Source organism: Acetobacter lovaniensis, assembly GCF_014207635.1.
Lineage (GTDB): Bacteria > Pseudomonadota > Alphaproteobacteria > Acetobacterales > Acetobacteraceae > Acetobacter > Acetobacter lovaniensis.
Window position 1 is genome coordinate 50,492 of record NZ_JACHIE010000007.1, and the last position, 19,979, is coordinate 70,470.

Here is a 19,979-nt window from a genome sequence, read left to right on the forward strand (position 1 = left end):
TGAAGCGCATGAAGGCTCGCCGTCGCTTTGGGTTATGTGCCGCAACAGGCATGTTTCTCTCCGCCTGTACCGTTGGGCCCAATTATCAGCCTGACCGTATGAAGCTGCCTGCCCAGTTCAAGGAGGCAGCGGAGGAACATGTTGCCACTCCTGAAGAGATTGAGCGCACAAACAAGGAAATGGTCGAATGGTGGGCCCTGTTCAAGGACCCCCTGCTCTCCCGCCTTGTGGAAGACGCCATAAAGGGGAACTATGACCTCCAGATTGCGGGGCAGCGTATTCTGGCCGAACGCGCCATGCGTGACCGTTCCGCCGCGCAGTGGTACCCGCAGATGGATGCCAACATGGGGGGCGGGGATGTCCGCTACTCCCTGAACATTGATAACTGGCCAATCCGCCCGGGTAATCCAATGAACAGGCCGGAAGCCTCCATGCTGACCTATGGTGCTACCGCATCGTGGGAGCTGGACATGTTCGGGCGTATCCGGCGTGATGTGCAGGCCCGTGAACACGCGGTTGAAGCCACGATTGAGGCTCGCCGTGCGGTGCTCATGGGGCTTTTGTCCGAACTGGCGTCGGATTACATGCTGCTGCGCGTAACGCAGTTGCAGATCCAGATTGCCACGGACAACATCCGCGTTGCCAAGGATGCCGTGGACCTGACCAACAAGCTGTATCTGGAAGGGGTGGGGAATACCTTGCAGATCGCGCAGGCTCAGGCGGAACTGGATGCCCAGATCGCAGCACGTGAACCGCTTAAAACCCGTGTTTCTCAGGTTACGCATGCCATTGCGGTGCTGCTGGGTAAAATGCCGGGTGAACTGGAAGACGAACTGAAGCAGCAGCGCCCGCTTCCTGTTGTACCGGAGTTCCCGGCGGTTCTGCCTTCTGTTGTCATTGCCAACCGCCCGGATGTGCGCATGGCGGAGCGACGTTACGCAGTCGCTACGGCCCAGATTGGCGTTGCAGTCGCCAATCTGTACCCACACTTTGTGGTGCCACTGACCTTCAACCCCAACGCGTCTGCCATGTATCAGGCGTTTCAGGTCAATGCGATGAGCTGGCAGTTCCTGCTTATGGCCAGCCTGCCGCTGATGCATGGTGGGAAGATGACGGCAGAAGTCCGCGCAACGCAGGCTTCAGCCGAGGCAGCACGCCTGACATACCGGCAGACAGTTCTGACGGCCTTCAAGGAGGTCGAAGACTCCATGGCGGCCTGGCATGATGATATTGAATATGCCGAGCAATTGCACAAAGCGGCGGAAGATAGCGCAACTGCGAGTGACCGTGCCCGTAAACTGTACGGCGCAGGGTTGGTTGGCTTTCTGGAAGTGCTGACAACCGAACGTACCACACTGAACGCGCAGAACATGGAAGCTCTGGCCCGCCTTGAACGCCTGCGCGATGCGGTGAACCTTTACACTGCCCTTGGTGCGGGGTGGAAGGGTGTGGCCCTTACCAACTCTACCCTGCCAGTGTCGCTTGAAACGCAGAATATTCTGGCAAGAGCTTTCTCGCAGTAACGCACTCTGGTTCGTATGCTTAAAAAAACCGCCCGGTTATTTGCCGGGCGGTTTTTTGTTGTGGGTCGGGGCTAAGCATCGGGGCGCGATGCTTAGCCCCGACCCCTGTATCCTGCATGCAAGGGCAGGGTGCTGCGTAGAGTTGCGGGCCCGGATGTGCCTGGGCCTGTTGGTTGCGTCAACCTTGCGTGGTGCGGGCGGCAAGCTGCTGGAATGCGGGGCGGGTGGTCTGCCCGTGCAGAAAGCGCAGCATGGCTTTGCGCGCCAGCCCGGCATCCCGCCCCAGAGAGATCAATCCACCAATCTGGGAAGGGTGGCGGAGCAGGGAGCGCAGCAGCAGGCCGATTTGCAACCCACCATCGGGGGACAGAACACAGGCCGTAATGGGGGGGAGGGAGCGTGTCGCCGGGTCACACACAACACGCAGCACGGCAAAGGGCAGACCTGCTTCATGGGCCGCACGGGCCAAAAAGCCACTTTCCATATCCAGTGCGGCACATTGTGTGCTGGCAAACAGTTCGGCCTTGTGCTGGGACTGCAACACGACCTGATCGCTGTGGAGGAGAGGTCCACTGATAACCCCTGTTTGCTCCCCACCCAGAATATGGCGCAAGGTCGGGTCACTGGGCCAGACATTGCCCCATGCCTGAACGGCGCCGGGAATAACAATGGTTCCAGGGGGCAGGGCCGGGTCCAGTCCCGCTGCAAGCCCAAAGGATAACAGGCAGTCTGTTCCACACGCAGCGAGCCGGTTGGCCTCGTGCTGCGCACCAGCACTTGTAGCGCCACTTGCGGCAATGGCCGCACGGGGGAAGACTTTCCGGATAAGCTGTGCTTCCGCCTTAAGCCCGACCAGAATGCCAGGGTGTGTCGGGGCGTGGTGCGGAGGAGTTGGTTGTGTCATGGATCAGAACCTAAGCCTTGATGGACACGAAAAGACAATCGGAGGAGCAGTGTGATGGGCTCCAGCCAGCGGGTAGGTTTTTGAGCCAGTACAGATGGCACGTGTAGCCGCCTCAAACAGTCTGGCGACTGGCCTGCGCTTAACCACAGGGTATACGGATCAAGGTGATACTTTCCCCCGCAATTTCGTAACGGGCCGTGGGGGCAGACTAACGGCCGCAGCCCGTGTGCGTTCAGGATGGCGTCTTAAGGCCCAGTGCATGGACTGCGCGTAGGCCCGAGCGCATAGCGCCTTCCAGAGTCGCGGGCAGGCCGGTATTGGTCCAGTCCCCTGCCAGTGCCAGATTGATCAGAGGAGTGGCCGAACCTGGTCTGCGACGGTTCTGTTCCGGGGTGGCGGCAAAGGTTGCGCGCTTTTCCCATACAATACGCTGGGCATCCGGTGCGGGGGGGAGGGGTTGCTCCAAGACCGCATCACAGGCGCTGCGGAGTTCGGACCAGATGATACGGGCCAGTTCCTCGTGGTCATGCTTGGCGTAGCGGTTGGCCGCACTGACGGTCACAGACAGGATATTCCCACGCAGGAACACCCATTCCGTCACGCCGCCAATAACCCCCATAAATCCGCATTGGGCAAAAGAACCAACTGGGCGCGGGGCCTCTGCCAGACGGAAATGCAGGTTAAGAATACTCTCAAACGCATTGGGTGTTATCAGCCCGGCCATGTGCTGGCTCAGCAGCCCTTCGGCGACCGGTGCGGTGGTGGCGACAATCACCTTATCATGCCCGGACAGGGTAATGCTGTCCTGCGCGGTATGGAGCGTAGTGACCCGGCCTTTGGCGACATCCATCCCCGTGATGCGGGTTTGTGTGCGGATCTCGGCGTTCATGGACTCCAGATAGGCAACGGCAGGGTCCACGAGAGACTCGGAAAGACCGTCACGCGCAAACCACGGCACGCAGGCATGCCCCCCGAGCGAGAGCGATTCCCGCACCACAGCGCCAAGCAGTGCCGCGCTACCTGTATCGCTCAGGGTATTCAGGGCGGAAATGGAAAAAGGTTCAAGCAGCCTGCGGGTAAAGGCACCGGGCAGCAGGCAGTCGGCTACGGTTGTCTGGTCGTCTGCGCGGATCAGGCGGTAGAGGCTCTGCAACTCGGGCAGGCGCATGTCCGGCACGCGGCGGTGGGGCTGGAAAACCCATAACGGCAGACGCCCGCGGGACAAATCCAGCGTCCAGCGGGCATCCTCGGCCAGATCAACAAACGGGAAAACCGGTTTGCCCGGTCCGCTGAGCGTATCCAGTGCTCCCGTGATGCCAAGGTAGCGGAACATCGTGCTATTGGCGGACAGGAGCAGGTGGTTGCCATTATCTATGCGGCAGTCCAGATGCCGGTCATGGTAGGAGCGGGCGCGCCCGCCGCATGTCCGCCCGGCTTCATGCACGATCACACGCGTGCCGGTGCCCGCGACTTCCACCGCGGCGGCAAGACCAGCCATACCACCGCCAATAATATGCAGAATACCAGACATGCCGCGTTTTGCCGTTATCTCAGGACGTGTAGGAAAGGGCAAACCACCGGGCTTTGCCAAGAAGGGAGGTATGGGGGCGTTTGCGCAGCACGTCTGCGCCCCAGCCACGCTTGCACAGCGCCTTGAGAATGGACTCGTAGCTTGCCCCCATAATGCGGGCCGGGAGCATGGAGCGGGGCTGGCAGATTTTCATGGTGGCAAAGGCCGTGCGGAAGTGGTCCTGCGCACGGGCGGCCATAATGCGGGCGACCAGTTCCAGCCCCGGAGCGGACAGGGCCTTGATCGGGTCTTTGGGTACATCAAAGCGTTCCAGCAGATCAGCAGGCAGGTACAGCCGCCCACGGATTGCATCTTCGGGAATGTCACGCAGGATGTTGGTGATCTGCAAGGCCCGGCCGAGATGGAAGGCCACGAGGTCACCATTTTCTGAACTGTCGCCAAAAATGCGAACAGACAGACGGCCCACGGCGGAGGCTACGCGGTCGCAATACAGGTCCAGCGTTTTTTCGTCCGGGGCAACAATGGCGGTCTGCGTGTCCATCAGCATGCCATCAATCACGGCATCAAAATCAGCCTGCTGAAGAGAGAAAAAGTTGATGGTGGCCAGCAGAACCCGGTCCAGCGGTTCGGTCGGGAGGACAGCCCGTTCCGCAAAAAGTTCGGCAATGCGCTGGTGCCAGTCTTCCAGACCTTTGGTGCGTTCGGCCAGTGGGGCCGTGCCATCTGCAATATCGTCCACAACGCGGCAGAAGGCGTAAATGGCGTACATGCCGTACCGCCGCATGGGCGGAAGGATGCGCATACCAGCGGCAAAGGAGGTGCCTGCCTGTTTGACGGTGCTTTCCACCCAGGCAAGATCAGCCGGATCGCATCCGAGCGGGGTCGGTTTATCGTGCATCTGGATGTTTACGGCTGTCACGCGCTTTTCACCTGTTATTCGTCAAGATTGAAGAGAACCGGTCCCTTTTTACAGAACTTTCACCGTTCGGGAAGGTCATGCCCACGCCCGCAGGGCCGCAATGGCTGCATGCATGGCGTCTGTCCGGCGCAGGGCCACCCGTCCGGCCAGCGGGTCTTCACGGCGCAGGCGCTGTGTCAGGCGGTGGGCAAGGTCCACAATGGCCGCGCATTCCATACGGAAACGCCGGTCCCTGATATGGGCAGGCAGGGTGCTGGCCTGTCGGTTAAGGGCGTCCACTCCGTCTAACAGGGTGTTGAACACCCTGCGCATGGCAGGGCTGGTCTGGCCTGCCAGAAGGTCCTGGGCGGAGGTGCCCGCACGTTGCATCAGTTCGGTGGGCATGTAGCAGCGCTGGAGCCGTTTCAGGTCCTTGGCGCAATCCTGCAGGTGGTTCAGAATCTGCAAGGAGGTGCAAAGAGCGTCCGACGGGTCAAAGGCCGCGGTGTCTTCCCCGTGCAGGCAGATCAGGTAGCGCCCGACCGGGTTGGCGGAATATTTGCAGTAGTGCAGCAGATCATCCCATGTGCGGTATTCATGGCCGCGTGAATCATCGCGGAAGGCGATCAGCAGGTCTGTTGCGGTTTCGAACGGCACATTGGTCTGTATGAGCGAGGCCCGCAGCCGTGCGGCGCTGAGCGCATCGGCGCGGTTAATGGCACTGCGCTGGCCAAGGAGCACCTCCTCCATGGCGTTCAGCCGGGTGATCTTGTCTTCGGGGAGGAGGGTTTCGCAGTCTGCTATGTCATCGATAACACGGGCATAGTCGTAATAGGCATGCACATGCGGGCGCAGTTTGCGGCTGAGAAGGAAGGAACCGACAGGAAAATTCTCGTCAGACGCACCCTTGCCGGATGAAACGTCAGCTTTTCCCCAGATGCGTGTATCGTCAGTCATGCCGTGCCGTGTTCAAAAAAAGGGACCCCAAGGGCAGCTTGGTGTTTACATGAGGCCGCCTGCCATGCCTATCCCTTAATGCCGGAGGGCAGGTGGCGGCAAAATTCTACCGGCCCGGGATCTGGATGTTCTGTCCTGCTTCGGGGGGGCTGGCTCGCCCGTTGTTGGGAATGACCCCGGTATAGGCCCGGTTCTTCCACACTACACCGTGACCACGGTGGTGGTTGAGAGCAGAACCAAGGGTGGCGGCGGTATAAAAAGCGGCAATCAGGGGCAAAGCCAGCGCCCAGAGGGGAGAAAGCCGAAAACGCCTGAGCGTGGGTAAAAAGGACAGGGTGGAGGCAAGCCACACCCCGGTTCCAATCCATTGTGCGGCCCCGTGGGCGTAAAGAGCCAGCGTGATGGGGGCAACCCAGACCACCAGCATGGCCAGAACGGTCAGAACCAGCAGCAGGGGAGAAAAGTTGAGCTGCACGTAAGCCGTGCGCGTGATCATGCGCCAGATATCGGCAGCCGACGGGTAGGGGCGAATGGAACGGGCAAGGCAGGAATGACCAAGATAGAGCCGCCCCCCCGCCTGCTTGACGCATGCGGCCAGCGTGCAATCATCAATCAGAGCCCCTTTCAAGGCCTCAATGCCCCCGATCTGGCGGAGCATGTCGCGCCGGAGCAGGATGGTTCCTCCCGCGGCCCCGGCTGTTTTGTCCTTGGGGTTGTTGACCTTGGCAAAGGGGTAAAGCAGCGTAAAAAAGAAGACAAACGCAGGCACCAGCGCCCGTTCGGCCAGTGTGACGCACTGAAGCTCCACCATTTCGGAAACCATGTGCAACCGGTCGGTCTGCGCTTTGGCGACAAGAGTGGAAATATGGGCAGGGTCGTGAATAATGTCGGCATCGGTCAGGAACAGATAGCCACTGCCATGCGGGCTCTGACGCTCCGCCTCGTGTACGCCCTGTGCTACGGCCCATAATTTACCGCTCCAGCCTGCTTCGGGGTTTGCGCCCTCCAGTACACTCAGCCGGTTATGGGTGTCAGGCAGGGCTCTGGCCAGAGCACCCGTCCCATCGGTACTGCGGTCATTGACTAAAATGACCGAGAGCGCGCCGGGGTAGTCCTGTTGCAGCAGGGAGCCAAGTGCAGCCTCAATGGACGCCTCTTCGTCACGGGCGGGTACAACCACCGTAACATCGGGGGCAATATCGGCCTGCGCTCCCGCCACGCTGGCGGGCTGGAGTATGGGGCCAGACTGCCAGAAGTGTCCGTGGCAGAAAAGAAGGCCCATCCAGATTATGGCGCATAGAACAGCCAGAGCCACCAGAAACATGATGGACCGTTCCTTATTTCAGCATGCCGTTATTGCGGAACCATGTAATGGCGTCTTCCACCGCCTTGCGGGCCGGACGCGGGGCGTAACCCAGTTCGTTCATGGCTTTTGCGGAGGAGAAGAACATTTTCTTGCGGGACATGGCGAGCATCTCCCGCGTGACACGGGGCGAAAAGCCAAAAGCGCGGGACAGCCATTCGGACACAACAGCCACCGGCCAGATGACTTCCTGCGGCAGGCGGATCCTGGGCGGGGGCACATGCGCGATTTCGGACACCATGGCAAACAGGTCACGCAGTAGATAGTTCTCGCCACCCAGAATGTATTTTTCGCCAATTCTGCCCCGTTCAAGGGCGAGGGCATGGCCTTCCGCCACGTCATCCACATGCACAATGTTCACGCCCGTATCCACGTAAGCGGGCATGCGGCCTGCCGCGCAGTCCAGAATCATCTGGCCTGTGGGGGTGGGTTTGATGTCGCGCGGGCCAACGGGGGTGGAGGGGTTCACAATAACCGCTGGCAGATTCTGGTCGCGCACAAGGCGCAGCACTTCCTGCTCGGCGCGGTATTTGGAGCGTTTGTAAATGCCGATAACGGCATGTTCTTCTACCGGCGTGTTCTCATCCGCAATGGTACCATCGCCAATCAGGCCAAGGGCCGCCACGGAGGAACAGTACACAATACGTTCCACACCGGCCTGCTGGGCTGCCAGCATAAGTAGGCGGGTGCCTTCCACGTTGGCGGTCATCATGGGGGCGGGGTCGGGCACCCACAGGCGGTAGTCGGCCGCGACATGAAAAACATACCGGCAGCCTTTGACTGCACGCGCAAATGTGTCCGGCTGTGACAGGTCGCCTTCCACCAGCTCGGCCGGAATGTCGGCAATGTTGCTACGGTCGCTTCCTTCTCGCACCATAAGGCGCAGGGAATGGCCACGTTCCAGCAGTGTGCGCGCCACGGCGGAACCGACAAAACCAGTTGCGCCGGTTACGAGCGTATGAGCAGTCATGAAGGATGCGCTCCCGGTAGAGGGCTGAAAGAAAAAACAGGTGTTGGGCATTAAACCCGAACAACTGGTCTGTCTCTTTATCCTGACACCCGAGGTGGCGCCAGACCCCGTGGTAGTGTAAGGGGGCGGAACATTCACACATGCGCCCGGTTGGGCTTCGGGCGTGCCCATGGGCGTGACGGAGCCGCGGGCGTAACAGGCGGACAGAGCTGAGGCCTTGAAGAAGCTTACGGTTTTTCTCACTTTTCTTGGACTCGTGGTCGTTACGGCAGCAATGGCGTGGAGCGGTTTCGATTCCGTTTTACGTGCTGTTATGCGTATTGGTCTTGGCGGCTTTCTGCTTATGGTATGCTGCCAGCTGGCCGTGGATGGCCTGCTGGGCATGGCCTGGCATGCCGCGTTTCCAGAAATTGGGTATGTCCGTCTTCTGCTGGCCCGCATGGTGCGTGATGCGGCTGCAACCTGTCTGCCGTTTTCGCAGGTTGGGGGCATTGTCATTGGTATTCGCGCGACCTGTTCGGGCCATGGCGTGCACCGCGCCACCGACCGGGAAGTGGAACTGCCCGAGGCCGCCTGCGCTAACCTTGTGGATATTACAACCGAGGTCATGGGGCAGGTGGCGTTTGTACTGCTGGCTGTGGCCTGCCTTGTTGCGCACCAGCGTTCCAGCCCGTTTGTGGTGCCGGTGGTCGGAGGGACCGTGTTCCTGATCGCGGGAACCGCAGGTTTTATCTGGACCCAGACGCATGGTGGTAACCTGTTCCGCAAGTTCGGGGGAATGTTTACCCGCAGTCTGGCCTCCCAGTGGCGGGACAATATTCTGGCCGGTGCGGATAACCTGCAGGAACGTATGGAAGCCGCCTGGAGCCGCCCGTGGCATATCTGCCGTTCGGCCAGCTATCACCTGCTTGGCTGGCTGGGCGGTGCTGGCATGCTGTGGCTGACGGCGCGCTTTTTGGGCGCGCACCTGACTTTTCCCGGTGCTGTGGCGGTGGAGGGTGTAACCTGCGCCATTATGTCCGTCGGGTTTCTGGTTCCCGGCAGTCTGGGCGTGCAGGAAGGAGCCTATATGGCGCTCGGTCATGCGTTTGGCATAGACCCGTCCCTGTCCCTTGGTATTTCCCTGCTTCGCCGTGGGCGGGAAATTACCATTGGCATTCCCGTTCTGCTGTTGTGGCAGTTTATGGAAATGCGTGGTCTGCGCCAGAATGCGCCCCAGCAGCCAGCGTCGGTCAAGAGCGAGACTATGGGATATTCTGCCCCCTCCAACACAATCAAGGACAGCTGAACCGTGGCGGAAGAGCATCTTCAGGTCGTGTTTGACACGCTTGTTGTGGTTGGGCCGGGGCTTATCGGTTCGTCCGTGCTGCGGCGTGCCAAAGTGCATGGTCATCTGGCCCGCAGACTGATCGCGGTGGATAACAGTGCGGATGTCTGCGCGCGGGTGATGGAACTGGGGCTGGCGGATGAGGCAACAACAGACGCCGTCGCCGCTGCTGCACAGGCGGATTGCGTTATGCTGTGCGTGCCGGTCGGGGCCATGGGGCCCGTTGCCGCACAGGTTATTCCTGCCATGAAGCCGGGTGCCGTGTTGACCGATGTGGGGTCCACCAAGGTGTCGGTCACTGAGGCCATTTTACCCAGCCTGCGGGCTGATGTGCCCTATGTGCCTGCACACCCCATGGCTGGTACGGAGTTCTCCGGCCCGGATGCGGGGCTGGCAGACCTGTTTGAAAACCGCTGGTGCTTGCTAACCCCGCTGGAAGCCACAACGCCAGAAGCCCTGCAACAGATCCGCGAATTATGGACGCGCTGTGGTGCCCGCCTGCGGGAAATGACCCCCGCCCACCATGACCGTGTATGCGCCATTGTGAGCCACCTGCCGCATCTGCTGGCCTTTACCATCTGCGGCACGGCTGATGATCTGGCAGAAGAAACCCGCTCGGAAGTGCTGGACTTGGCGGCCTCGGGCTTCAGGGATTTTACCCGGATTGCAGCTTCCGATCCTATTATGTGGCGCGATATTTTTCTGGCCAACCGTGAGGCTCTGCTGGAAATGCTGGGGCGCTTTATGGAAGATGCTCAGGCCATGGCCCGCGCGATCCGCTGGGGAGATGCGGATTATATTGTGAACAAGATCGAGCGTGGCCGCGAGATCCGCAAAAGCCTGATTGAAAACCGGCAGGCCTGAGCCTGCTCAGGTTGGCTGGCCAAAAGCCTTGATGCGTAGGGAATCGGAGCGTTTGTGGCTCCTGTCCAGCATGGGGTTGAGGGCGGTTGCCTTTTGCCATGCTTTAAGTGCGGCCTGACCATCGTTCAGGTGTTCTTCCACACTGGCCAGCAGGCTCCAGCTCTGTGCGTCCTCCGCGTCACGCATCAGGGCCTCCCCCAAATCTGATACAGCGCCTTTCAGGTTGCCTGCGACAAGGCGCATCTGGGCACGGGTGCGCCACAGAATGGCCTGATCGGGCTGAAGCGCCAGTGCGTCCCCCATATCGTCCACGGCATCATCCGGCTTTTCGGATGTCAGGTCTTTTTCCGCACGGCGGACCAGAAGTTGCGTGGTGGGGGAAAGGTGCGCTGCGCGTAAGGTTTCAAGCCTTTCTTGCAGGGTATGGGCATCTTCAGGTGTTGGGGCTTGGGCAAGCTGCTTGACCAGCAGGGCAATCTGTTTTGCAGTGCCAGTGCCAGTGCCAGTGCCAGTGCCAGTGCCAGTGCCAGTGCCAGTGCCAGTGCCAGTTGCTGGAACTGGGGCTGCCAAAGGGGCTGGCTGGGTTTTGGGCGCTGTATCCGCCCATGCAGCAGGGACAGCCGTAATGCTGAGGGCTGTGGACAGGCCGAAAAACAAAAACCCGTTCCTTCGGGGACCGAGGGAACGGGCTTTATGCATGATCATCATGATAAGCTTGCCCGTAAGGGCCAGACCAACCATGAATTAGCCCTGACGGGCCTTCATGCGGGGGTTCTTTTTGTTGATGACGTAAACCCGGCCACGACGACGAACCACACGGCAGTCTTTGTCGCGCACCTTGGCTGACTTCAGGCTATTTCTGATTTTCATGGCCCGTATTCTCCGTCGATGCCGCTCAATGCATAAATAAGTTGGCTCGGCACATACCGGCCCCGTGCGCCTGAGTCAATATTCCGCGCATTTTTCTTGCGGATTTTGCCGCCTAGAGCGCGTTTTATCGCATGGAGGCGGGCAGATTGAGCGCTTAAGCAGGGTCCAGTGCAAGTGTGAGCAGCGTGCTGGCCAGAGTGGAAAAATCAGTAGTCCGGGGGGAGCGGGGTCGCCAGGCTAGGCCAATGGTGCGCCACGCTGCGCCATCGGCAAGGGGGCGGGCGGCAATTTTACGGTTTTTAAGAATGCCCCCGTTAATGGCCAGAGCTGGCATGATGGCGATTCCTAGACCCAGTTCCACCATTTCCGCCATGCTGTGGAGGGACATGGCGGTAAAGGTGGGTTCGCTCTCCCCTTCCGCGCCACTGCGGCTGGGGCTTTGGCGGCAGATGGCCAGTGTCTGCTCGCGCAGGCAGTGCCCATCTTCCATCATGACCATATTGTATTCGGACAACCGCTCCACGGGCACGCTCTCCAGTGCCGCAAAGGGGTGATTGGAGGGCATGATCACATAAAAGGGGTCCTGCCACAGGGGGTGGGTTTCCGTGCCATCACACAGGCAGGGCATGGCCAGCACCAGCATGTCCAGCTGCCCAAGGGAGAGCTTTTCCAGCAGATGTTCTGTGGTGTCTTCTGTCAGGGACAAAAGCAGGCGGGGGAAGTGCTCGCGCAGGATATGCACCGTGCGGGGGATAAGGAACGGGCCAATGGTGGGAATAACCCCGAGTCGTAATGGGCCAGTCAAAGGGGTGCGGGCGGCTGCGGCCAGTTGGGGCACGGCCTCCAGCGCGGCCAGTGCCTGCCGGGCTTTGAGTGCGATCTCGTGCCCCAGAGGGGTAAAAACCACTTTTTTGCCCACGGTGCGGTCCAGCAACGGGGTATCCAGCTGGCGCTCCAGTGTCATAATCCCGGCAGACAGGGTGGACTGGGTTACGGCACAGGCCGCCGCGGCCCGGCCAAAGTGGCGCAGTTCGGAAAGGGCGATCAGGTAGCGGAGCTGCTGTGCGGAGGGGAGGGGAAGCATGGCCAAGTCCTACCTGAAAACCAGAGAATGGTTAATCGATACCTTCAATTGTTCTTATATAAAATATTCATTGGATTAAATGAAAAAGGCGGGTCATACATACCTGCACCGCCTGACCCAGCCTGAAGCAGGGTCAGGCACTGTGCCAGAAACAAGGAGCAAACATATGCTGACCGTTGGCGATAAGTTTCCCAGCTTTGATCTGACCGCCGTTCCGGGTGGGCCGGAAGGCCTGAAGGGCGAATTCGTTCAGATTTCCGACAAATCCGATGCCGGTAAGTGGAAAGTGGTGTTCTTCTGGCCGAAGGACTTCACCTTTGTCTGCCCGACCGAAATCGTGGCTTTTGGCAAGATGTCCAAGGACTTCGCAGACCGTGATGCGGTTGTGTATGGCGTGTCCATCGACAGCGAGTTCGTGCATCTCAACTGGCGCCTGCACCACGCTGACCTGAAGGATCTGCCGATCCCGATGCTGGCTGACATCAAGCGCGAACTGACCGAAGGCACGGGCGTGATGGCAAAGGACGCTGGCGTTGCCCTGCGTGCCACCTTCATTGTCGACCCGCACGGCGTGATCCGTCATGTGTCCGTCAACGACCTGTCCGTTGGTCGTAACCCGCAGGAAATCCTGCGTATCCTTGACGGTCTGCAGAGCGATGAGCTGTGTCCGTGCAACTGGAAAAAGGGCGAAGACTTTATCAAAGTCTGAGTCTGACGCACGACCCGGTTCGCGTTTGCGGGCCGGGAGTGGTTGCGGTGGCATACCTGCGTATTCTGCCGCACCCGCTCACTCTTCTGTCGGGGCTTTCTGGCCCGCTTCCAGCCGTTTTCAGGCTGTGCCTTGTGCTCCAGGTTCCATGTATTGGTCTGGCACAGATTTTTCCAAAATAAATCATGACGGAAAAAGCCATGTCTATAGATGCACTCAAAGACCGTATTCCCGATTACGCCAAGGATCTGCGCCTGAATCTGGGGTCACTGGCGAGCGATATTACCCTGACCCCGCAGCAGCTTGGCGGCACGTTCATTGCCTCCGCCCTTGCCGCGCGGAATGATGATGTGACGCGTGAAATTGTGGCCCAGTTCCGCGATACGCTGTCCGAGCAGGCATTGGCTGCCGCGCAGTCTGCCAACGCCATTATGGGCATGAACAATATTTACTACCGCTTTGTGCATATGGCGGGTGGCGAATACACCAAGATGCCAGCACAGCTACGCATGAGCGTGATTGGCAACCCCGGCGTGGATAAAGCGGATTTTGAGCTGTGGTGTCTGGCCGTGTCGATCATCAACGGATGTGACATGTGCGTGACCAGCCACGAAAAAATCGTGCGAGATGCGCTTGGCGCGGCTGCGGTGCAGACTGCGGCACGGATTGCCGCAACAGTGCATGCAGTTGCTGTAACCTTGCAGGGTGCGGATGCCTTGCAGCAGTAAGCACGACCCAGCGTAAGGGCAGTGTATAAAAAACCGGTCGTTCTGGCGGCCGGTTACAGGGGGTTTTGTGGGGGGGCGCAAAGGGGCGCTCGACGCCACTTTCTGATACGATAAATATGTAAAGGAAAGTGGCGCGAGTGACGGGGCTCGAACCCGCGACCTCCGGCGTGACAGGCCGGCGCTCTAACCAACTGAGCTACACCCGCATTTTCCAACGCTCATCAGTCATGTGCGTCGGTATGTGGGGCTTTATAACGATGTTTTTTGCTTTGGCAACAGGCATTTCATAAAAAAATGCAGAGAAGTGCATTTTTGCCCGAGCCGTCTTGTACGGCCGTATAAAATTGGCCGCACAAGAGCCGCTTCAACCAAAACGGTAGCCCGAGAGCGCCTTGCCCAGCACTGTATCGCTGTAAATCTGCTGGCCGTAATCCTGCCCGGCTGCACCGGCGGCCACCATCAGCGGGAGCAGATGCTCCTCGCGGGGGTGGCATAGGCGCGCACCGGGGGCCTGTGCCCAGTGGGTCAACTGCGCGGTGCGCTCTGGCGGTGGCGCGCAGACGCTACGGGTCAGCCACGCATCAAATGCCTTTGCAGGCGCGTCGGTTACGGGTGAACCGCTCATGAAATGGGACAGGTTATGGTAGCTCAGGCCCGTGCCCACGATCAGCACGTTGTCTGCCCGCAGGGGGGCCAATGCTGCGCCAATGGCCAGATGCTCGGCCGGGTCCAGCGCCTTTTGCAACGAGAACTCTACAACGGGAATATCAGCCTGAGGAAAAGCCAGCATGAATGGGATGAACACACCGTGGTCAAACCCCCGTTCGGCATTTTCGGCACTGGCAAAGCCTGCCTGCTCCAGCAGGGTACGCATGTGGGCTGCCAGTGCGGGGCTGCCGGGGGCAGGGTATTGCAGCGTGTAGGTATGGGCGGGAAAACCGTAATAATCGTAGATCAGGCCCGGTTTTGCACCGGACATGAGCGTGGGCACCTGCTCCTCCCAATGGCCGGAAACCACCACAATGGCATCTGGTTTTTGTGGGAGCGTGGCGCTTAGTCCGCGCAAAAAGGCGGCCATGTGGTCCCATGTCTGTGGCCAGTCCATAAAAAAGCACGGACCACCCCCATGGGGGATGAACAGGGTTGGCTGTTTGGGGGGCGTTGCGGCAGCAGGGGCAGGCATGAACATCACCATGACAGAATGAAAGGGTCGGAGGTGTTGTTCACAGCATGGAGCAAAACTGGTGGGCTGATAATCCGCGCTATACGGAATATATTTCACACTCAGGGTGTGATGCCGGGTGTGCAGGTACGCTGCAACAGGCATGGCGCACCGTAGCGGCCATGCCTGTTGCAGGTCAGGAGAAAGCGCGCCTTATTTGGCTTTTGCGGCTTCCAGAGCCTTGAGAATAAAGTCCCCGGCCTCTTCCTTCGTGCCCCAGCCGGTCACTTTAACCCACTTGCCTTTTTCAAGGTCCTTGTAGCGGGTGAAAAAGTGCTCAATGGCCTTGATCGTGATTTCGGGCAGGTCGTCCGTGGTTTCAACCTTGGAGAATTCAGGATGCACCTTGTCGTGCGGGACGCAGATGATTTTTTCGTCCTGACCGGATTCGTCTTCCATCTTCAGCACGCCAATGGGGCGGGCCCGGATCACGCTGCCCGGCACCACGTTTGTGGGGGTCAGGACCAGAGCATCCGTGGGGTCACCATCGGCTGCGAGCGTGTTGGGGATAAAACCGTAAGCCGTGGGGTAGGCCATGGGCGTGAACAGGAAGCGGTCCACGAACAGAGCGCCGCTTTCCTTGTCAATTTCGTATTTGACTGAGGAACCCTGCGGGATTTCAATAACAACGTTAATGTCGAACGGCACGTCCTTGCCGGGGGAAAGTTTGGAAACGTCCATGAACACTGCTCCAACCGATAAACAAAGGGAATGCAGCAGACCCTATCCGCCCACCTGCGGCTTGCCAAGAGCCGGATTTTAAACGGGCGATATATGGATTTTCCTGCCCCAGACCCTTGCCAAATGGCTCTGGTTGCGTAATCAGATACTCGCCTGCGCGCCCGTAGCTCAATTGGTTAGAGCGGGCCGCTCATAACGGCTTGGTTGCGGGTTCAAGTCCTGCCGGGCGCAGGCTGTCCCAGCCGGCAGCGCACCCTGTAGCCGCTTCATTTTTTCAGTTTATTCCGCATAACGGGAGTTCATCATCATGGCATCCTATCAATACGTCTATGTGATGAAGGATCTTACAAAATCCTATCCCGGTGGGCGCGAAGTGTTCAAGGGCATCACCCTGTCCTTCATGCCGGGTGCCAAAATTGGGATTCTGGGCGTTAACGGCGCTGGTAAGTCCACCCTGCTCAAGATCATGGCGGGGATTGATAAGGAATACGGCGGCGAGGCCTGGGCGGCTGAAGGCGTGCGGGTTGGCTATCTGGAGCAGGAACCCCAGCTCGACCCCAAACTGACCGTGGGCGAAAACGTTGCTCTGGGCTTTGGCGACCTGAAAAAGGCAGTTGATCGTTTTAACGAGATTTCTGCCCGTTTTGCCGAGCCCATGGAAGACGATGAAATGAACGCCCTGCTGGCCGAACAGGCTGAACTGCAGGAAAAAATTGACGCAGGCGACGGCTGGGAGCTGGATCGCAAGCTGGAAATCGCGCTGGACGCCCTGCGCTGCCCGCCTGCTGACAGCTCGGTAGAAAAACTCTCCGGGGGGGAATGCCGCCGCGTGGCCCTGTGCCGCCTGCTGCTGGAAAAACCCGACCTGCTGCTGCTTGACGAACCCACCAACCATCTGGACGCGGAAAGCGTTGCATGGCTGGAAACAACCCTGCGGGATTACGACGGCACGGTTATGGTCATCACCCATGACCGTTACTTCCTGGATAACGTGACCAACTGGATTTTGGAAATCGAGCGCGGTCGCGGTATTCCGTTTGAAGGCAATTACTCCTCCTGGCTGGAACAGAAGCGCAAGCGCCTGTCGCAGGAAGAAAAGGAAGAAAGCTCCCGTCAGCGTGCTCTTGCCGCCGAGCAGGAGTGGATTAACGCCAGCCCCAAGGCCCGCCAGAGCAAAAGCAAGGCCCGTATTGCCAAATATGAGGAAATGCTGGCCGCCAGTGCGGAAAAAGTGGGTGGTGTGGCTGATATTGTCATTCCCCCCGGTCCCCGCCTTGGCGGCACGGTTATCGAGGCCGACAACCTGACCAAAGGGTTTGGGGACCGGCTGTTGATTGATAACCTCAGCTTCAAACTGCCACCGGGCGGTATTGTGGGGGTTATCGGGCCAAACGGTGCTGGTAAGTCCACCCTGTTCAAAATGATCATCGGGCAGGACAAGCCAGATTCAGGCGAGCTGAAAATCGGGGAAACCGTAAAGCTCGGCTACGTTGACCAGTCGCGTGATGACCTGTCCCCCGATAAAACCGTGTGGGAAGAAATTTCAGGCGGGACGGATGTCATCTATCTGGGCAAGCGGGCCGTGCCGTCGCGTGCCTATGTGGGAGCCTTCAACTTCAAAGGGTCCGACCAGCAGAAAAAGGTTGGCGTCCTTTCGGGGGGTGAGCGTAACCGCGTGCATCTGGCCAAGATGCTCCGGCAGGAAAGCAACGTGATTCTGCTCGACGAACCGACCAACGATCTGGACGTGGATACCCTGCGTGCGCTTGAAGAGGCACTGGCCGAGTTTGCCGGTTGCGCCGTGGTTATCTCCCATGACCGCTGGTTCCTTGACCGTCTGGCCACCCATATTCTGGCGTTTGAAGGTGATTCCCACGTTGAGTGGTTTGAAGGTAACTTTCAGGCTTATGAAGAAGACAAGCGCCGCCGCCTTGGCCCGGATGCGACCGAGCCGGGCCGCATCCATTACAAACCGCTTGCCCGTTAACGGCATGCCTGTGCGAAGGCTTCCCTGTGGAGCCTTCCACTGTTACGGGGGCTGAGCGGTGGATTTACGCTCGGTCCGCACACCCCGCCTGCTTCTTCAGCCCGTGACATGGCGGGATATGGAAGATATGGCACGCCTGAAGGCCGATGGCGGCGCTTTTGGCCAGATGCTGGGGGGTGTTTGTACCCGCCAGCAGGCCGAGCGTGAGATGGCGGATGACATTGCTTTCTGGGCCTGTCATCGCGTCGGTATTTTTACCATTCATGAAAATAACAAGTTTGTCGGCATGACCGGTATCCACGATCGGCCAGATGGTCGCGGGTTCGGGTTACGCTTTGCCCTGTTTGCCAGCGCAAGAGGGCGTGGTATTGCGCGTGAGGCTGCCAACGCGGCCCTTAACTTTGCGCATGATGCCGGTTTGCACCGGGTTATTGCCGTGGCATCGGAAAGCAATGTGGCATCGCGTACCATTCTGGGCAGTATCGGGATGCATGTCTGCGAGACATTTGCCAGAAATGGGCAGACAATGATGGTGTATGAAAGCAAGCGGGCATAAAAAAGGCACCCCGATGGGTGCCTTTCCGCCAGACCGGGGGTTGCCCCGCTAGATCGGGCTTTAGCGGTTCAGTTGGTGGACTGGTTGTGGCGGTCCAGCTGCTTTTGCAGGGCGGAAAGCAGTGCCGCCACGCTATCACCATTCCGGGCGATAAAGGAGGAGTAGTCGTTACGCTGCGTCAGGCGCAGGCTGGCACCTTCCCCGATAACGTCCACAACCTGCGGCTGCCCGTTTTCGTAACCGACAATCCACTGCATGGAGGCTGGTGGCTGCTGCGGGCGCGTCAGAATGGCGTTTACGGAATCTTCATTGCCGGATCTGGTGACATCACCAATGGTAAAGCTGACACCGCGGTATTCACCCAGCTTGTCGGTAATGGCATTGACCAGCACTTCATGGAAAAGGGCCTGATAACGCTGCTTCTGTTCAGGTGTGGCAATTTTCCAGTAGCGACCAAGGCAGTAGCGGCCGATACCATCAATATCCACGTTCTTCTGAACCAGAGGAAGAACCTTGATCTTTTTTTCAGACAGGGGGACGGGGCTGTTAACAATGGCAACAAGCTGGGTGCCAAAGCTCTGAATGAACTGCTTGGCGTTATCCGCCGCACGGGCAGGCAGGGCAAACAGTCCGCTGGCGCATGTCAGGGCCAGAGTGGCAAGAACAATACGGCGACCAGAAAGGAGTCTCATGTTTGCGCTACCTTCTTGTTGTTAGTTATTGATACCAGTCAGGCACGGTGGCGCGGCGGTCATTCCTGATGGCCTCGGCCTGTGCTTTCCGCTGCTGCTGGTAAGCGCTGCGAATGGTGGCGTATGGGTCCAGAGCATCGCGCTGGAGGGCATCCAGATCTTCCAGATGCTCGGAGCGGCCATGCACGACCCCCATCATGTTATAGGCCCAGTTGAAACTGACAAGCCCGTAACCACGTGGCACGTAATCCCAGGGGGAAAGCCCCTGATCAATGCCGTAACCAATCCCGTCACGGAAGGAAGATGGCCCCATGGGCAGGAATAGATAAGGCCCGGAGGAAATGCCCCAGTTGGCCATGGTCAGGCCCGCATCGTTATCGTGGTGGGGAAAGCCCGCCATTTTGGCAACGTCAATCAGCCCGCCAACGCCTGCGGTCATGTTAATGCACCAGCGTACGAACGAGTCCCCCGCGCGGCGCGGCTTGCCAGCCCCGACGTCGTTAAAGAAGACGGAGGGTTCGTTCATGGTCGTAATCATGTTGCCAAGAGAGTTGCGTACGGGCCGGGGCACGGCCCACACATAGGCTTTGGCAACCGGGCGGAGAGCCCATTTATCGAACTTCATGGTCATGTTGAACATTTTACGGTTCAACGGTTCATACGGATCGTTCGCGGCCTTGTATTCGGCCAGAGCGTCGGGGTCCGTAGGCACAGGGGCTTTCATGGAACTACATCCGGTGGCGCCGAGCAGCACCAGACCAAGGCAGAGTGTTCCCAGACGGAAACGGCGATGTACCGAGGAACCTTCCCGCGCCTGATCGTGCTGATCCTGTGCGCGAGGGCGGAGCCATGAGCCGTTCCGTCCTGAAATCATTGCCGCCTTTACCTTTACCTTGTGACGTCCGCATGGCCTGCCGGGCAGACCTGTTTATTGCTGCCTTCTCTACCATGAGAAACGCAGGGTGCAATGGCAGGGCTTCTCTGCGTAGAGGGCAGGGGACAAAAATTGCCCTTTGCATGTTACCTTTTTGCCGGGAAGAATAGATTTTTGCAATCTCTGTTGCCATAAAGTCGCACATCCTGCCCGGGATGTGATGGGCACAGGGAATCCGG

At 59.1% G+C, this 19,979-nt stretch carries 20 protein-coding genes and 2 tRNA genes; 8 read left to right on the forward strand and 14 right to left on the reverse strand.

Annotated elements, in window-relative coordinates:
- Positions 1-8 precede the first annotated feature (8 nt).
- Complete coding sequence (locus HNR55_RS09155) at positions 9-1,523, forward strand: efflux transporter outer membrane subunit (RefSeq protein WP_184382656.1); 1,515 nt, start codon at positions 9-11, stop codon at positions 1,521-1,523.
- A 178-nt stretch (positions 1,524-1,701) separates the two neighbouring features.
- On the opposite strand, the gene HNR55_RS09160 is transcribed toward HNR55_RS09155, so the two are convergent.
- The 6 genes from HNR55_RS09160 to hpnA all read right to left on the reverse strand — a co-directional run bounded on the left by HNR55_RS09160 (position 1,702) and on the right by hpnA (position 8,146).
- A complete protein-coding gene (locus HNR55_RS09160; RefSeq protein WP_166114618.1) occupies positions 1,702-2,427 on the reverse strand; it encodes a phosphorylase family protein in 726 nt (241 codons plus the stop codon).
- Positions 2,428-2,659: 232 nt separating this feature from the next.
- Positions 2,660-3,958 (reverse strand): hydroxysqualene dehydroxylase HpnE, encoded by a 1,299-nt coding sequence (gene hpnE / locus HNR55_RS09165; RefSeq protein WP_166114615.1) that lies wholly within the window; start codon positions 3,956-3,958, stop codon positions 2,660-2,662.
- A gap of 19 nt (positions 3,959-3,977) precedes the next feature.
- Entirely contained in the window at positions 3,978-4,856 is an 879-nt protein-coding gene (gene hpnD, locus HNR55_RS09170; RefSeq protein ID WP_166114784.1) for a presqualene diphosphate synthase HpnD, read from the reverse strand.
- Between the two features lie 96 nt (positions 4,857-4,952).
- Positions 4,953-5,813, reverse strand: coding sequence for a squalene synthase HpnC (hpnC, locus tag HNR55_RS09175; RefSeq protein WP_166114612.1), 861 nt, complete (start codon positions 5,811-5,813; stop codon positions 4,953-4,955).
- Between the two features lie 106 nt (positions 5,814-5,919).
- A complete protein-coding gene (locus HNR55_RS09180; protein WP_166114609.1) occupies positions 5,920-7,137 on the reverse strand; it encodes a glycosyltransferase in 1,218 nt (405 codons plus the stop codon).
- A gap of 13 nt (positions 7,138-7,150) precedes the next feature.
- The gene (hpnA, locus tag HNR55_RS09185; RefSeq protein ID WP_166114606.1) at positions 7,151-8,146 is read right to left on the reverse strand and encodes a hopanoid-associated sugar epimerase; all 996 of its coding nucleotides are present in this window, start codon (positions 8,144-8,146) and stop codon (positions 7,151-7,153) included.
- Positions 8,147-8,363: 217 nt separating this feature from the next.
- On the opposite strand from hpnA, the gene HNR55_RS09190 reads away from it, so the two are divergent.
- The gene (locus tag HNR55_RS09190) at positions 8,364-9,434 is read left to right on the forward strand and encodes a lysylphosphatidylglycerol synthase domain-containing protein (protein WP_166114603.1); all 1,071 of its coding nucleotides are present in this window, start codon (positions 8,364-8,366) and stop codon (positions 9,432-9,434) included.
- A 3-nt stretch (positions 9,435-9,437) separates the two neighbouring features.
- Entirely contained in the window at positions 9,438-10,337 is a 900-nt protein-coding gene (locus HNR55_RS09195) for a prephenate dehydrogenase/arogenate dehydrogenase family protein (RefSeq protein ID WP_166114600.1), read from the forward strand.
- Between the two features lie 6 nt (positions 10,338-10,343).
- Here the strand turns inward: HNR55_RS09195 and HNR55_RS09200 are convergent, their stop codons facing one another.
- From HNR55_RS09200 to HNR55_RS09210, 3 genes are all read right to left on the reverse strand, one after another.
- Positions 10,344-11,078, reverse strand: a complete 735-nt coding sequence (locus tag HNR55_RS09200) for a tetratricopeptide repeat protein (protein ID WP_166114597.1) — start codon at positions 11,076-11,078, stop codon at positions 10,344-10,346.
- A 3-nt stretch (positions 11,079-11,081) separates the two neighbouring features.
- Entirely contained in the window at positions 11,082-11,207 is a 126-nt protein-coding gene (ykgO, locus tag HNR55_RS09205) for a type B 50S ribosomal protein L36 (RefSeq protein ID WP_003625637.1), read from the reverse strand.
- A gap of 154 nt (positions 11,208-11,361) precedes the next feature.
- Positions 11,362-12,291, reverse strand: coding sequence for a hydrogen peroxide-inducible genes activator (locus HNR55_RS09210; protein ID WP_166114595.1), 930 nt, complete (start codon positions 12,289-12,291; stop codon positions 11,362-11,364).
- Positions 12,292-12,457: 166 nt separating this feature from the next.
- On the opposite strand from HNR55_RS09210, the gene HNR55_RS09215 reads away from it, so the two are divergent.
- On the forward strand, positions 12,458-13,000 hold the full coding sequence (locus HNR55_RS09215) for a peroxiredoxin (protein WP_166114592.1): 543 nt from the start codon (positions 12,458-12,460) through the stop codon (positions 12,998-13,000).
- Positions 13,001-13,200: 200 nt separating this feature from the next.
- Entirely contained in the window at positions 13,201-13,728 is a 528-nt protein-coding gene (locus HNR55_RS09220) for a carboxymuconolactone decarboxylase family protein (protein WP_166114589.1), read from the forward strand.
- A 129-nt stretch (positions 13,729-13,857) separates the two neighbouring features.
- On the opposite strand, the gene HNR55_RS09225 is transcribed toward HNR55_RS09220, so the two are convergent.
- The 3 genes from HNR55_RS09225 to ppa form a co-directional block, all read right to left on the reverse strand.
- Positions 13,858-13,934 (reverse strand) — tRNA-Asp (locus HNR55_RS09225).
- A 158-nt stretch (positions 13,935-14,092) separates the two neighbouring features.
- On the reverse strand, positions 14,093-14,911 hold the full coding sequence (locus HNR55_RS09230; protein ID WP_166114586.1) for a DODA-type extradiol aromatic ring-opening family dioxygenase: 819 nt from the start codon (positions 14,909-14,911) through the stop codon (positions 14,093-14,095).
- A gap of 192 nt (positions 14,912-15,103) precedes the next feature.
- On the reverse strand, positions 15,104-15,631 hold the full coding sequence (gene ppa / locus HNR55_RS09235) for an inorganic diphosphatase (protein ID WP_166114583.1): 528 nt from the start codon (positions 15,629-15,631) through the stop codon (positions 15,104-15,106).
- Between the two features lie 157 nt (positions 15,632-15,788).
- Here ppa and HNR55_RS09240 point away from each other — a divergent pair.
- The 3 genes from HNR55_RS09240 (at position 15,789) to HNR55_RS09250 (ending at position 18,174) form a co-directional block, all read left to right on the forward strand.
- Positions 15,789-15,862: transfer RNA gene (locus HNR55_RS09240), tRNA-Ile, on the forward strand.
- Positions 15,863-15,938: 76 nt separating this feature from the next.
- Complete coding sequence (gene ettA, locus HNR55_RS09245; protein ID WP_166114580.1) at positions 15,939-17,618, forward strand: energy-dependent translational throttle protein EttA; 1,680 nt, start codon at positions 15,939-15,941, stop codon at positions 17,616-17,618.
- 58 nt (positions 17,619-17,676) lie between these two features.
- The gene (locus tag HNR55_RS09250) at positions 17,677-18,174 is read left to right on the forward strand and encodes a GNAT family N-acetyltransferase (RefSeq protein WP_166114577.1); all 498 of its coding nucleotides are present in this window, start codon (positions 17,677-17,679) and stop codon (positions 18,172-18,174) included.
- A 68-nt stretch (positions 18,175-18,242) separates the two neighbouring features.
- Here HNR55_RS09250 and HNR55_RS09255 read toward each other — a convergent pair whose 3' ends face one another.
- Positions 18,243-18,866, reverse strand: coding sequence for an MlaC/ttg2D family ABC transporter substrate-binding protein (locus HNR55_RS09255; RefSeq protein ID WP_166114574.1), 624 nt, complete (start codon positions 18,864-18,866; stop codon positions 18,243-18,245).
- Between the two features lie 25 nt (positions 18,867-18,891).
- Positions 18,892-19,740: an MlaA family lipoprotein gene (locus HNR55_RS09260; protein ID WP_166114571.1), complete on the reverse strand. Its 849-nt coding sequence runs from the start codon at positions 19,738-19,740 to the stop codon at positions 18,892-18,894.
- Positions 19,741-19,979: the final 239 nt, after the last annotated feature.

Coding starts and splice junctions, on each gene's coding strand:
- ykgO (WP_003625637.1), bottom strand. CDS start 11,207: ATGAAAATCAGAAATAGCCTGAAGTCAGCCAAGGTGCGCGACAAAGAC.
- HNR55_RS09155 (WP_184382656.1), top strand. CDS start 9: ATGAAGGCTCGCCGTCGCTTTGGGTTATGTGCCGCAACAGGCATGTTT.
- HNR55_RS09230 (WP_166114586.1), bottom strand. CDS start 14,911: ATGCCTGCCCCTGCTGCCGCAACGCCCCCCAAACAGCCAACCCTGTTC.
- hpnD (WP_166114784.1), bottom strand. CDS start 4,856: ATGCACGATAAACCGACCCCGCTCGGATGCGATCCGGCTGATCTTGCC.
- HNR55_RS09260 (WP_166114571.1), bottom strand. CDS start 19,740: ATGATTTCAGGACGGAACGGCTCATGGCTCCGCCCTCGCGCACAGGAT.
- HNR55_RS09215 (WP_166114592.1), top strand. CDS start 12,458: ATGCTGACCGTTGGCGATAAGTTTCCCAGCTTTGATCTGACCGCCGTT.
- HNR55_RS09180 (WP_166114609.1), bottom strand. CDS start 7,137: ATGTTTCTGGTGGCTCTGGCTGTTCTATGCGCCATAATCTGGATGGGC.
- HNR55_RS09200 (WP_166114597.1), bottom strand. CDS start 11,078: ATGGTTGGTCTGGCCCTTACGGGCAAGCTTATCATGATGATCATGCAT.
- HNR55_RS09255 (WP_166114574.1), bottom strand. CDS start 18,866: ATGAGACTCCTTTCTGGTCGCCGTATTGTTCTTGCCACTCTGGCCCTG.
- HNR55_RS09160 (WP_166114618.1), bottom strand. CDS start 2,427: ATGACACAACCAACTCCTCCGCACCACGCCCCGACACACCCTGGCATT.
- HNR55_RS09220 (WP_166114589.1), top strand. CDS start 13,201: ATGTCTATAGATGCACTCAAAGACCGTATTCCCGATTACGCCAAGGAT.
- ettA (WP_166114580.1), top strand. CDS start 15,939: ATGGCATCCTATCAATACGTCTATGTGATGAAGGATCTTACAAAATCC.
- hpnE (WP_166114615.1), bottom strand. CDS start 3,958: ATGTCTGGTATTCTGCATATTATTGGCGGTGGTATGGCTGGTCTTGCC.
- hpnA (WP_166114606.1), bottom strand. CDS start 8,146: ATGACTGCTCATACGCTCGTAACCGGCGCAACTGGTTTTGTCGGTTCC.
- ppa (WP_166114583.1), bottom strand. CDS start 15,631: ATGGACGTTTCCAAACTTTCCCCCGGCAAGGACGTGCCGTTCGACATT.
- HNR55_RS09210 (WP_166114595.1), bottom strand. CDS start 12,291: ATGCTTCCCCTCCCCTCCGCACAGCAGCTCCGCTACCTGATCGCCCTT.
- hpnC (WP_166114612.1), bottom strand. CDS start 5,813: ATGACTGACGATACACGCATCTGGGGAAAAGCTGACGTTTCATCCGGC.